Annotated in this window: 10 protein-coding genes and 1 pseudogene; 2 read left to right on the top strand and 9 right to left on the bottom strand. The window is 59.9% G+C overall.

Annotated elements, in window-relative coordinates; genetic code table 11:
* Positions 1–127 precede the first annotated feature (127 nt).
* The 7 genes and pseudogenes from ABVR31_RS15990 to ABVR31_RS15960 all read right to left on the bottom strand — a co-directional run.
* Positions 128–1,108, bottom strand: a pseudogene (locus ABVR31_RS15990) (conjugal transfer protein TraG N-terminal domain-containing protein); the annotation flags it as partial.
* Between the two features lie 68 nt (positions 1,109–1,176).
* Positions 1,177–3,237: a pyridoxamine 5'-phosphate oxidase family protein gene (locus ABVR31_RS15985; RefSeq protein ID WP_372773444.1), complete on the bottom strand. Its 2,061-nt coding sequence runs from the start codon at positions 3,235–3,237 to the stop codon at positions 1,177–1,179.
* A 14-nt stretch (positions 3,238–3,251) separates the two neighbouring features.
* Positions 3,252–3,863: a glutathione S-transferase family protein gene (locus ABVR31_RS15980; protein ID WP_058759678.1), complete on the bottom strand. Its 612-nt coding sequence runs from the start codon at positions 3,861–3,863 to the stop codon at positions 3,252–3,254.
* A gap of 162 nt (positions 3,864–4,025) precedes the next feature.
* Positions 4,026–5,381, bottom strand: coding sequence for a PTS cellobiose transporter subunit IIC (gene celB / locus ABVR31_RS15975; RefSeq protein ID WP_372773442.1), 1,356 nt, complete (start codon positions 5,379–5,381; stop codon positions 4,026–4,028).
* 153 nt (positions 5,382–5,534) lie between these two features.
* Positions 5,535–6,842, bottom strand: coding sequence for a 6-phospho-beta-glucosidase (locus ABVR31_RS15970; RefSeq protein ID WP_058759673.1), 1,308 nt, complete (start codon positions 6,840–6,842; stop codon positions 5,535–5,537).
* Positions 6,835–7,179: a PTS lactose/cellobiose transporter subunit IIA gene (locus ABVR31_RS15965; protein ID WP_223815702.1), complete on the bottom strand. Its 345-nt coding sequence runs from the start codon at positions 7,177–7,179 to the stop codon at positions 6,835–6,837. The genes ABVR31_RS15970 and ABVR31_RS15965 overlap by 8 nt, the downstream gene beginning before the upstream one ends.
* A 59-nt stretch (positions 7,180–7,238) precedes the next feature.
* Positions 7,239–7,547, bottom strand: coding sequence for a PTS sugar transporter subunit IIB (locus ABVR31_RS15960; protein WP_058759671.1), 309 nt, complete (start codon positions 7,545–7,547; stop codon positions 7,239–7,241).
* Between the two features lie 288 nt (positions 7,548–7,835).
* Between ABVR31_RS15960 and ABVR31_RS15955 the strand changes: the two genes are divergently transcribed.
* A complete protein-coding gene (locus ABVR31_RS15955; RefSeq protein ID WP_241798005.1) occupies positions 7,836–8,777 on the top strand; it encodes a MurR/RpiR family transcriptional regulator in 942 nt (313 codons plus the stop codon).
* Positions 8,778–8,793: 16 nt separating this feature from the next.
* Here the strand turns inward: ABVR31_RS15955 and ABVR31_RS15950 are convergent, their stop codons facing one another.
* Positions 8,794–9,882 (bottom strand): tartrate dehydrogenase, encoded by a 1,089-nt coding sequence (locus ABVR31_RS15950; protein ID WP_372773439.1) that lies wholly within the window; start codon positions 9,880–9,882, stop codon positions 8,794–8,796.
* A 16-nt stretch (positions 9,883–9,898) separates the two neighbouring features.
* The gene (locus ABVR31_RS15945; protein ID WP_222951302.1) at positions 9,899–11,209 is read right to left on the bottom strand and encodes an MFS transporter; all 1,311 of its coding nucleotides are present in this window, start codon (positions 11,207–11,209) and stop codon (positions 9,899–9,901) included.
* A 130-nt stretch (positions 11,210–11,339) separates the two neighbouring features.
* Between ABVR31_RS15945 and ABVR31_RS15940 the strand changes: the two genes are divergently transcribed.
* Positions 11,340–12,248 (top strand): LysR family transcriptional regulator, encoded by a 909-nt coding sequence (locus ABVR31_RS15940; protein WP_372773437.1) that lies wholly within the window; start codon positions 11,340–11,342, stop codon positions 12,246–12,248.
* Positions 12,249–12,271: the final 23 nt, after the last annotated feature.

The raw sequence follows: 12,271 nt of genomic DNA, 5'->3' as shown, positions 1-12,271 counted from the left end.
TTCATTAAGTCAAATTATCTTCGTGGGTCAATATTTAATCTAACCCATTAGCATTACTTGATCAATGATCATGATTTATTAATATCCTCCCGACTATGAATAAACTCTTACATTGTGATTTTATTGACTATTTTTTGATGGCGCCGCTTATAGTCTCACCTGCTTTTCCTGCAGCTCCTTGCACATTCTTGTCCCCATTTGAAAACATCTCAGCCATCCGGCCAACTCTGATCCCAGCCCAGCCAAACGCCGCCATCCACAACGCGGTCAGCACAATAAACATCGCCCCATAACAAAGTTCATAATAAAATCATCAGAGCTGTTCTGGAACCCAGCAGCATTCCTGCGGCTATGCGTATCAGAACTATAAAGCGCTTCCATCAACCAGCTGTCCAGCCAACGCGCCAGTTCCCACCAGAACGTCAGAAAATTAAGCGCGAACACCACAAAGCTGACAGTAATAACGGTTTTGAACTCATAACTGCCGAACGCCAATATCAATGGAAGCATCACATATATCGCCATCAACAATAATGCCTGCACCATCGGTAATGCCTGGCGCATAGCATCAAACGCTGGGAACGCAGCCAAACTTATCCAATGACATTCCCGTAATACCGCCAATGCGGCTGGCGGTGTTATCCAGCGTGAAATCAACATTTCCGCCATAACCGGCTTAGGTTCGACCATTCTCAGAAACGGTCAAACTCTCCGGGCTCACCAGGCGGCGAACAATGCTCTCTTTATGTTCAGCGTTATCTTTGCCCATCATTTTTAATGCTGCTGACATACATAGCCACATTCCCTGCGATGCCTGATCGACCACTCGCGCCTCAAGGCCGGTATCGCCGCTTGACCACCATTCGCGGCAGGTTGGATAACCACCGCGACCGGAGTCTGGTCTGCCGCTGTCGCGGCTTTCGTTCCACCAGAATGAGGTGTGCGGTGTCTTGGATTGCAGCTGATCATAATAACCGCTGCCGTTCAAGGAGGTGCTGCTGCCCAGCCATTCAACATCGCGAAGCGCGTCTTCTTCTTTCGTTTGTCCCTGATCCTGTTGTTTCTTAAGGTAAAGCGCTAGCGCATAGCAATCATTGGTAAAGTCCTGCGGAAGCGTGAGTTAAGCGCCGTTCGTACCCGTAGCCAGTTTGAATGCATACCCCGAGGGCACTCACCTCACAACGCCAGCTGCACCGCCGCGTCCCCGTCTTCGACTTGCGCCGGCACCGCGCAGCAGATCAGCACCTCATCCTGCGCCAGCGTGATGTCTGGCCGGGTAGGGTAAGTCACCGCACCTTTCACCAGTCTGGTCTTACAGCTGCCGCAATGTCCGGCGCGACAGCTGTAGGCCGGGCTCAGGCCGCGCGCTTCGGCCAGCTCCAGCAGCGTGCCGGACTGCGGCGTCCAGCGCGCTTCTTTCAGTGACTCTGTAAACACCACCGGCACCGCTTCGGTCGCCACCGACGGCAGCGCGGCGGGCTCTGGCGCATCCTCCTGCTGACGCTGCAGCGACGACGGACCAAACGCTTCGGCGTGAATACGCGCGTCGGCAATATTCAGGCCACGCAGTCCGTCATACATCGCCTGGGTAAATGACGGCGGGCCGCATAGATAGAAATCGTAATCGTTGAAGGGCAGCACCTGCGACAGCACTGCCATATCGATGCGTCCGGCAACGTCATAATCCACGCCCGCTTCGGCTTCGCCCGGCTGGCTGAGCACCCGCACCAGTTTCAACGCACCTTCGCTGGCTGCCAGCAGCGCATCAAGCTCACGCGCAAACGGGCGTTCGGCCAGGTTACGCGCCGACTGCAGCAAATACACCGGACGCATCCGGCGTTTGCGTCGGCCTTCATAAATCAGGTGACGCAGCATCGCCAGCAGGGGCGTGATGCCGACGCCCGCCGCCAGCAGCACCGCTGGCCGCGTTTCGTGTGCATCAATAGTGAAGTCACCGGCCGGTGCGCGCACCTCCAGCCGATCGCCGACGCGCAGAGCATCGTGCAGATACTGTGATACGGCACCTTCACGCTTCACGCTGATGCGGTAATAATCATCCGACGGCGCAACTGACAACGTATATTGCCGAATCAGTGGTTTAGTGCTGCCCGGCAGCGTCAGGCGGATCGGCAGATGCTGGCCCGCCAGATGCGGCAGCACGCCAGCGCCATCATCCGGCATAAGATGAAACGAGCGAATCTGCGCGCTCTCCTCGACGATCCGCGTGATGCGGAATGGTCGCCACTGCGCCGCCAGCTGCTGTGCCTGCAGGCGTTCGCTGGCGGACGGCCAGTCGCCGGTCATCAGCGAGGCGGGCGATACGCCGTCTGGTTGATCGGTCCAGCGCAGGGCGAGGGCAGCGCGCCGGCGCACGATGCGGCGCGCGCTAAAGCGCCACAGGCGCTCGGCACCCTGAAAGGCCGCGATTTCGGCGGAATCGGTTATCACCGTGGCATCGCCGCTCATCTGCAATACATCGCCGCTGGCGTAGTCGATAAACAGCAGCCCGGCCTTGCCGTTGAGTACGATATTGCCGAGGGTGGAGAAGAACAGGTTGCCGTTGAAGTCCGGAATGGTCAGTACATCATCGGCAGCGATGCGCACAAAACCGGCTTTGCCGCCGCGATGCGAAACGTCCACCTGCCGGCGCGCCTGGTCGGCATAGGTGGTGACATAAAACGTGTCGGCTTGCCCGATGGCGGCGCGCGCGGCGTCATCCAGCGCGCTGAGCGTCTCAACTTCGCCCTGATAAGCCCTGCCGGGCGCATGGTCGAAGCGGAAATCGCGCAGCTGAATATAGCGCGGGCAGTTGCCGAAGCTCTGGTCAACCTGCACGCGCAGGCCGCCGCCAATCGCCGTCAGCACGCCGTTCATGCGGTTGCGCCGCCGCGTATGCAGCTCGATGCCGAGCAGGCCCACCGGCGCGCCATCGGTCATCCCGCCAGCCGCCGGATCGCTGGCGTCAGGGCGGGCCGCGATATCCAGCGTGGTGGCGTTGGGCGAGAAGATAAAACCGGGCTGGCCTTCCAGCAGCGTGGCCCAGGCATCACCCTGTGCATCAACGCTGCCGGCAACGATAAACGGCAGCTGCGCGTAAAAGTCACGATGCTGATCGGGCATGTAATCGCGGATCACGCGCTGCCCGACATCGGCCATACGTTCCGCCACCCCCGCCTGCTGCTGCAGCGCAATTTCACCGTCATGCCATACCGGCAGCGTAATCAGTTTCTCGCCCATGATGCTGACTCCTGTCAGGCGCGCAGGCCGGCGGCGGTCTGCGGAAAAGGCACAAAGCCGGGCAGTGCTTCAATCCGGCGCAGCAGCTGATTCACCGCAGGGTAACCGGACATCTCGACATTGCCTTCCGGGGCACCGGCCAGGTAGCTATATAAAGCGATGTCAGCAATGGTGGGATGGTCGCCCACCAGCCACTCACGCTGGCTGAGATGGCTTTCCAGCCGCGAAAGAATCAGATGCGCGCGCGCCAGCACCTCTTCCGCGTTGAATTTGGCACCAAACACGGTAATCAGGCGCGCCGCCGCCGGACCGTAAGCCAGTTCACCGGCCGCCACCGACAGCCAGCGCTGCACCTGGGCGGCGCCCAGCGCATCTTCCGGCAGCCAGTCGCTGCGGTTAAATTTCTTCGCCAGGTACACCAGAATGGCGTTGGAATCCGCGATGTAAACGCCTTCGTCTTCCAGCACCGGCACCTGACCGAACGGGTTGATGGCGAGAAACGCCGGGGTTTTATGTTCGCCGCCAGGCAGGTCGACTTCGACCGTTTCATGCGCTATGCCGAGCAGTGACAGTGCCAGCAGTGCGCGGTGAGCGTGGCCGGAGAGTGCTAAATTGTACAGTTTCATCATGCGATTCCTCAGGTAGTGGCCGGGGTGATCCCGAGCCGTGGCCTAAGGTTCGCACAGCCGTATTGCTGGCAGAATAGCCAGATCTGCGAAGTCATTATTGCAAAAAGTGGAAGGATGCGGCCGGGTGCGCAGCAGGGCACACCCGGCAGAGGAAGTGGTTCAGGAAGGCACGACGGCACTACTGCTGGCGGCCTGCGCCTGTTGTTCATTCTGCTGCTCTTCGCGCAGCTTCAGGCGATCCCACACGCGGAAAAACGGATAGTAGACCACCAGCGAAATCGTCAGGTTGACCACCTGCAACACCGTGCCGGAGATATGGCCGCCGGTGGCGAGATAGCCGCTGACGAAGATCGGCGTGGTAAAGGGCAGGGCGATGCCGGCTGGCGGCGCCACCAGACCGCTGCTCATTGCCGCCCATGAAACAATCACCAGCAGCACCGGCGTCAGGATAAACGGCAGGAACAGGTAGGGGTTCATCACCAGCGGAATACCGAATACCAGCGGCTCGCTGATGTTGAACAGCGCCGCCGGCGCGGCGATTTTCCCCAGCTGTTTCATCTGGCGGCTGCGCGCGCGGATCAGCATAAAGATCACCAGCCCAAGCAGCGCGCCGGTGCCGCCGGGCGCAATCCATAAATCGTAAAACTGCTGGGTAAAGATGTGCGGAATCGGCTGGTTATGCTGAAAGGCTTCGAGGTTTTCACTCATGTTCGACAGCCATACCGGCTGAATGAACACCAGCACGATGGCATCACCGTGCAGGCCGAGCGTCCACAGAATGCCAATCAGCAGCACCGAGAAAATCATCCCCGGCAGCGTGCCGCCGACGTGTTGCATCGGCAGACCAATTACCGTAGCAATCAGGTTATTGATGTCGTGGAACGGCGAGGCTTCAACGGCCAGGCGCAGCAGCAGCACCACGGCCAGCACGCAGAAGCCGGGAACCAGCGCGAGGAAGGATTTCGCCACCGCCGGCGGCACGCCCTCCGGCATCTTGATCACCAGATTGCGGCTGTGCACAAAGCGGTAGATTTCGGTGGAGAGCAGCGCGATCACAATCGCCACGAACAGGCCCTGACTGCCGATCAGCGAAATCGGCAGCACGCCGGTGACCAGCTGCGCGGGCGCACCTTCAACCGGGGCGAACAGCGTCTGCTGCGGAATGGTCATCACAAACGCCACCAGCGCCATCGCGCCGCTGGTCAGCGGGTCGAGCGTGCGGTATTTCTCCGCCAGCCGGTAAGCGATGCCGAAGCTGGAGATCAGCGCCATGATGTCGTAGGTGGCACGCACCGGATAGAGCAGTTTATTGCGCCAGCTGTCGCCGAACAGGTCGGCCATCAGATGGCCCCACGCCGGGATCGGCAGGTAGGCGAAGATCAGAAAAAAGCTGCCGATCAGCATGAACGGCATGTTGAGAATGATGCCGTCCCGCACAGACAGCACATGCTTCTGCCCGGCCACCTTGAGCGCGGCGGGCAGCACATAACGTTCGATGATATTACGGTTGGACATAGGGCCTCCTCGGGCACAATGGCGCAACAAATTAACAGGTCAATGCGTGTCACTTCGGCGCGGCAGCGGATACCTGCACCCGGCCGTCGCGGCGCAATTTATAGCGCGATGAAGCGCGCCGCGACGGCCTGGGTGCGGTTTGCGACAGGGATATCACGCAAACTGCGGCAGCCACGGTTGATTCAGCGTCAGCACTTCGTCCAGCAGCGCTTCGGCGCTGGCGACATCGCCGACCAGCGGGTTGCCGACCAGCGCCAGCAGCGCGGCACCGCGATCGCCGTGCACCGCCGCGTCGATGGTCAATCGCTCGAAGGCTTTGATCTGCTGCGTCAGCCCGTGCATCAGCGGTGGCAGCGCGCCAAACACCAGAGGGTGCGCGCCCTGCGCATCGACCACACAGTTCACTTCCACCACTGCGTCGTCCGGCAGACCGTGAATCGCCCCGTGGTTCTGGCAGTTCACCACCAGATTTTGCCCGCTATTGTTATGGATGGCGCTGATGAGCTCAACGGCCACTTCGGAGTAATATGCGCCGCCGCGAAAGCTCAGCTGCTCCGGCTTGTGCGCCAGCTGCGGATCGGCATACAGCGCGAACAGCTCGGCTTCCACCTTCATCACCTGTTCGGCGCGCGTTCCAGCCTGGCCGTGCTGCGCTTTCTCCTGCTCTTCGGCCAGCATCTGCGGTGTTTGCCAGTAGTAGCGGTGATAAGGGCAGGGAATCGCCTGCAGCGCGCGCAGAAACGCCGGCGACCACGGCATCTCTTTGATGTTATTCATGGTCAGCGCCTGGCCTTCGCACAGCTGTTCGATCACCCCGGCGGTCACGTCCTCGCCGCGGCACAGCACCTGATGCACCCACACCAGATGATTCAGCCCGGCAAAGCGCAGCGCCACCTCGTCAAACGGCGCCTGTAACATGCCGGCGATCATATGGTGCATATTCACCGGCACGTTACACAGGCCGATGATCTTCGCGTTGCTGTAGCGCGCCACGGCTTCGGTAACGATGCCCGCCGGATTGGTGAAGTTGATGATGAAGGCGTCCGGTGCCAGTTGTTCCACTTTGCGCGCAATCTCCAGCATCACCGGAATGGTGCGCAGTGCTTTGGCGAAGCCGCCGACACCGGTGGTTTCCTGACCGAGACGGCCATACTTCAGGCCCAGCCGTTCATCGGCGGCGCGTGCCGCCAGCTGGCCGACGCGCAGCTGTGTCAGCACAAAGCGCGCGCCGCGAATCGCCTCATCCAGCGCGAAGTGCACGCTGACCTTAACCTGCTCCAGCCCGTTTTTTTGCAGCATGCGCCGCGTGAGATCGGCGATGATCTGCACCTTTTCGCGTCCTGCCGCCACATCCACCAGCGCCAGTTCGGTTACCGGTAGCTGCGCATAACGGTTGATGATTCCCTCCACCAGCTCCGGCGAATAGCTGCTGCCGCCGCCAATGATTGCTATCTTAAGCATCGTTTTCTCCTGCCGTGGTACGGCGATAGAGTTCAATGATTTCGCCCGCTAAATCCTGAATCAGCATGGCGTTCATCAGGTGATCCTGGGCATGAACCAGAATCAGGGTAACCGGCAGCCGGCCACTGCCTTCGTCCAGGCTAATCAGCGCCGTCTGCTGCTGATGCGCGCTGCTCACGTTTTCCCGCGCCGCCGCCAGCTGCTGCTGTGCCGCCTCAAACTGGCCGGCGCGCGCCAGCCGCAGGGCACTGAGAGCGGCGCTGCGCGCGGCACCGGCCTGCACCAGCAGCAGCATGATCTCCTCTTCCGGAACCACCATTACGTCATCTTCAGGCATGCAGAATCTCCCACAGCGCAACGCCGTGTGTTATCAGTCAGATTGGGGGAAACGAAGAATCAGGAAGCGTGCAGCGCCAGCGCTTTATCCAGCACCTGTTCGCCGCGCATCATGCCGTAATCCATCATGTCGATAACGGCGACCGCCTTGCCCTGCGGGGCCGCGATGGCGGTAAGGCGGGCAGCTTCAAACTGCACCTGCGGGCCGAGCAGCACCACGTCCGCATCCGGCAGGATACGTTCGAAATCGGCCACCGGGACGGCCTGAATGTTGATCGCCAGCCCGCGCGCTTGTGCGGCGTGCTGCATTTTATTCACCAGCATGCTGGTAGACATGCCGGCGGCACAGCAAAGAACAATGCGCATAATTTATCCTCCTGTGAATTGACTCCGGCATTTAAGACCTGTCTCGGCCGCACTGTAAATACCCTGCAGCCAGATGATTTTGTGATGAAAATAATTTAAAATATTATTTATCAATAGTTTAATCATCAAATCGCCATGAAAATAATTTTCATTGATGTGATCGGCACGATGATTTTCTGTTGCGAGTGCTTTAATTCCAGGAAAATTCAGTGCGCTCAGCTGAAAAAAATCTCACCATGAAAAATATTTTCATGCATCATGAGGGTTCGTTACTGAGGATGTGATGAGCTAATGGATATTGTCTGGCAACTGCAGCAGTCGGCGCGTTTTGATGCGCAGGAATCAAAGCTGGCGCGATTTATTCTGGATAACCTGCACGCCAGCGCGCAGGCCACTATGGAGAGTCTGGCGACGCAGGCGGGTGTTAGCCCGGCTGTACTCCAGCGCTTTGCTGCCTCGGCGGGCTACCGCGATCTGGATGATTTTCTGCACCAGGTGCGCCAGGCCGGCCAGCAGGAAAGTGCGTTTATGACGGTGATTCGTCAGCGGCAGGCTTCGCTCAGCCAGCAGGAGCAGCGGGTGGCGCGCGCCATCCTGCGTGACGCCGCGTTCGCGGCCTCGGCCACCATTGAACAGCTGGCCAGCCGGGCGGAAGTCAGTGCGGCGACCATTACCCGCTTTGCCCGTTCGGTCGGCTGCGACGATATTCGCGATCTGCGTATGCGGCTGGCACGCGCCAGCGCCGAACCGGCTACTTCCAGCCACGGTGCGGTGCCGCAGCTGGTTAGTCTGCATCAGGCGCTGACCCAGCAGTGGCAGCAGCTGGATGACAGCCGCTGGCAGCAGGCGGCGCAGGCGCTGCGTCAGGCACGCAGCGTGTTGCTGATCGGTGCCGCCGGCCAGCACACGCCGCTGGTGGCGGAAGTGCAGCAGCGGTTGAGTGAAGCCGGGCTGGCGCTGGCGTGGATCCAGGATGACAACCTGCTGCGCCTGACGCTCAGCCGTTTGCAGCCGGACGATCTGCTGCTGATCCTCGCGCCGGACACCATCAACAGCAGCGTGCTCAGCGCGGTGCATCACGCTCACATCCAGCAGACCCCAGTGATGGCGCTGTGCCCGGCGGCGCTGGATCTCGCCAGCCAGGCCAACTACTGGCTGCCGCTGCCGGATGCAGCACCGGCGCGGCGCTATGGCATCCTGCTGGCGCTGGACCGGCTGGCGGCGGCGCTGTAACACCCCGCCTTTCGACTCAGGCGGTTGCCGCCACCTGAGATTTGGCTTCAATAAACTGCACCAGCGCGCGCGTCACGTCAGCGGTGGTGGCGCTGCCGCCGACGTCCGGCGTCAGAATGCCCGCCGCGCACACGTGCTCAATGCCCTGCATTATCAGCGCGGCCGCGTTGCGCTCGCCCAGATGCTCCAGCATCTGTACCGCGGTCCAGAAGGTGGCGATCGGGTTAGCGATGCCTTTACCGGTGATATCAAACGCCGAGCCGTGAATCGGTTCGAACATCGACGGAAAGCGCCGCTCCGGATCGATATTGGCGGTTGGCGCGACGCCGAGACTGCCGGCCAGCGCGCCGGCGAGGTCGGAGAGAATATCCGCATGCAGGTTAGTGGCGACAATGGTATCCAGCGATTGCGGGTGGAGCGTCATGCGGTGCGTCATGGCATCCACCAGCATCTTGTCCCACTGCACATCCGGGAACTCCTGCGCCACTTCCGCCGCAATTTCATCCCACATCACCATGCCGTGCCGCTGGGCATTGGATTTGGTCACCACCGTCAGCAGTTTGCGCGGTCGCGACTGCGCCAGTTTAAAGGCGTAGCGCATGATGCGCGTTACGCCGACGCGGGTGAAAATTGCTACTTCAGTGCCCACCTCTTCTGGCAGGCCGCGGTGCGCACGGCCACCGTTGCCGGAGTATTCCCCTTCCGGATTCTCGCGCACGATGACCCAGTCAAGATCGCCCGGTCCACGGTTGCGCAGCGGCGAGGTCACGCCCGGCAGAATTTTGGTGGGCCGCACGTTGGCGTACTGATCGAAGCCCTGACAAATCGGCAGGCGCAGCCCCCACAGCGTGATGTGATCCGGCACGTCCGGCGCGCCCACCGCACCAAAGTAGATGGCATCAAACTGCTTCAGCGTCTGCAGGCCATCTTCCGGCATCATCACGCCGTGCTGTTTGTAGTAATCCGAGCCCCAGTCAAAGGTCTGCACGTCAAACGTCAGCTGTTCATCGTGCCGCGTCAGCGCCTGCAGCACCTCAACGCCAGCCGAAATCACTTCCGGGCCAATACCGTCTGCCGGAATCGCGGCAATTTTGTAGTTACGCATAGTCTTCTCCAGTCAATTAATGGGTATGAGGATGAGGCAGATCGGCGCTTTGCGGTTTTGGCGTGTGCGCGGCGAGAATCAGCACGATGAGCGCGGACAACGCCAGCAGCGCGGCGACGAAATAGAGTCCCCAGGTGTAGCTGCCGGTTTGCTGGCGGATCACGCCAATCATCATCGGGCCGACAAAACCGCCGAGGTTGCCGATGGAATTAATGGTGGCGATGCCGGCGGCTGCAGCCGGCCCGCTGAGAAACAGCGTCGGCATGCTCCACAGCGGCGGCTTGGAGGCGCTGATGCCGACCGTGACCAGCGTCAGCGCAATAATCACCGCCAGCAGCGTGCTGACGTTACCGGCATAAATCAGCCCGGCGGCAGCCAGTAAACAGGCGCCAATGACGTGCCAGCTGCGCTCGCCACGACGATCGGAGTGACGTGCCCACAGGATCATGCCAATCACGCCGATCACCGCCGGGAAAGCATTGAGGAAGCCGATTTCCAGCGAGGAGGCGCCGAAGCTGCGGATGATTTGCGGTGACCAGATCCCCAGCGTGTACAGCCCGGCCGACGTGCCGAAGTACACCAGCGCCAGGGCCAGTACGCGCTTGTCCGCCAGCCCGCGCCAGGCGCTGCTGTGGCCGTGCTGCGTCGACCGCGCCTGCTCTTCAGCCTGCATGGTCTCCTGCAGCCAGCGCCGCTCTTCTGCGTTCAGCCATTTAGCCTGCGCCGGACGGTCGGTGAGGAAAAACAGCACCACGATGCCCAGCAGCAACGCCGGAATCGCTTCCAACACGAACATCCACTGCCAGCCGGCGTAGCCCAGCAGACCGTGCATCTCCAGCAGCGCGGCAGAGACCGGCGAGCCGAGCGCGGTAGAGAGCGGGGCGGCAGCCATGAAGATGGCGGTAACCTGCGCGCGCTTCGCCGCCGGAAACCAGTAGCTGAGGTAGAGAATGATGCCAGGAAAGAAACCGGCTTCCGCCACGCCGAGCAGAAAGCGCAGGAGGTAGAAGCTGGTGGTGCCCTGCACCAGCGCCATGCAGCCGGAGACCAATCCCCAGCTGATCATCACGCGGGCGATCCAGATGCGTGCGCCCACTTTGTGCAAAATTAAATTCGACGGGACTTCAAACAGAAAATAGCCGAGGAAAAAGATCCCGGCGCCAAAACCAAATACCGTGGGCGAGAAACCTAAATCCTGATTCATGGTTAACGCGGCAAAACCAATATTGACGCGATCGAGAAACGCGATGAAATAGAGCAGCATGATGAAGGGCACAATGCGCAACGTCACTTTACGCATCACCCTTTTTTCGAGGTGAGAGTTCATATTAAAGTGCTCCAGATTGTGTAGGGTAGTATTATTTTCTGGTTGTCGAATGCAGTATGCAGGTTTGTATTGCGCGATCATCAGGCGTGGATTATATAAACTATTTGAATAATCGTGCGGTGAGGGAAATGTGGATATAAATCAATTGCGTTGCTTTGTCGCGGTGGGTAAAGAACTGCATTTCGGCCGGGCGGCACAAAGTATGGAAATGATGCCTGCATCACTTTCCCGCTTTATTCGCCTGCTGGAAGAGGATCTCGGCGTGCGCCTGTTAAACCGCTCAACGCGCAATGTTTCATTAACCGCCGAGGGAGCCCTGTTTTTTGACGAAGCGGGAAAACTGATCGATCAGTTTGATGCGCTGGCGCTGCGTTTTAAAGGCGGATTAAAAGATGAACGCCGGACATTACGCATTGGCGCTATCGATAGCGCCGCGCGCGGTTTAGTTCCGGCACTGCTGAATTTATTTGTGCCGCGTCATCCGCTGAGCGATATCCATATTATCGAAGATAAAACCCTTAACCTGATTCCTAAATTAAAATCCGGCTGGCTGGATATGATTATTATCCGCGCGCCGCAGCGCATGGATGCGTCACTGGCGCTGCGTTTTATTACCCGCGAAAGTTGCGTGCTGGCAGTGCCGCTGACGCATCCGCTGGCGGATAAAGCGCAGGTGACGGTGGCGGATTTTCAGCATGAAGCCATGATCATTCCGGACCGCCGCACCCGGCCGCACAGCCACGATCTCACCATCAGCCTGTTTAAGCAGGCTGGCATGACGCCGCATATCGCGCAATATGCCGAAGAGAAGCAAACCATTCTCAGCCTGGTGTCCGCCGGCCTCGGTCTGGCGGTGGTGCCAGCCTCTTATCGCACCATGAACAGCGACAGCGTGCGCTATATCGCGCTGACGTTACCTGAGCAGATCAAAGGCTTGCCGCTGAGTATTGCGTGGCAGAAGGGCAACGAAGATCCGCTGCTGCGTGAAATGCTGCGTCTGCTGCATGACCACCGGCAGGAATTGATCGACAGGCTGTGAGGCTGCGCCAGAACGCGCGCTGA

This window comes from Pantoea sp. WEP (assembly GCF_041678305.1).
Taxonomy (GTDB): Bacteria; Pseudomonadota; Gammaproteobacteria; order Enterobacterales; family Enterobacteriaceae; genus Pantoea; species Pantoea dispersa.
Note: the sequence above shows the minus strand (reverse complement) of the source record. Positions and strands in the feature narration are given on the sequence as shown.